Origin of the sequence: Winogradskyella endarachnes (genome assembly GCF_009741275.1) — a bacterium.
GTDB lineage: Bacteria > Bacteroidota > Bacteroidia > Flavobacteriales > Flavobacteriaceae > Winogradskyella > Winogradskyella endarachnes.
This window is the reverse complement of record NZ_WOWS01000044.1, coordinates 1-275: the sequence shown is the minus strand read 5'-3', so window position 1 is coordinate 275 and position 275 is coordinate 1. Positions and strand designations below refer to the sequence as shown.

General features: G+C 26.9%; 1 pseudogene. It reads right to left on the bottom strand.

The window, feature by feature from the left end:
• A pseudogene (locus GN138_RS15940) lies at positions 1-128 on the bottom strand (putative porin); the annotation flags it as partial.
• Positions 129-275: the final 147 nt, after the last annotated feature.

The window sequence follows — 275 nt, the reverse complement described above, 5'->3', positions numbered from 1 at the left end:
TAACCCGTAAAAGAAGAATTAAAATGCTCTGCCTTTAAAAATATACGGGTTTGACGAACTTTGGCATTGATGAAAAAATCTAACCTAGGAAAACCTCCTAAATTAGTCTCATTTTGGGTGTAAAACTTATTTTAATAATAAATCGTACTTCTAGCAATTGGCATAAATACCATTATGACAAGTATGTTTAAAAAGAAGTAATAACTGATTTATTTTCAGATTTAAATCATACAATAATTTAATTCAAAAAAAACCATTCACCAAAAACGGTATAA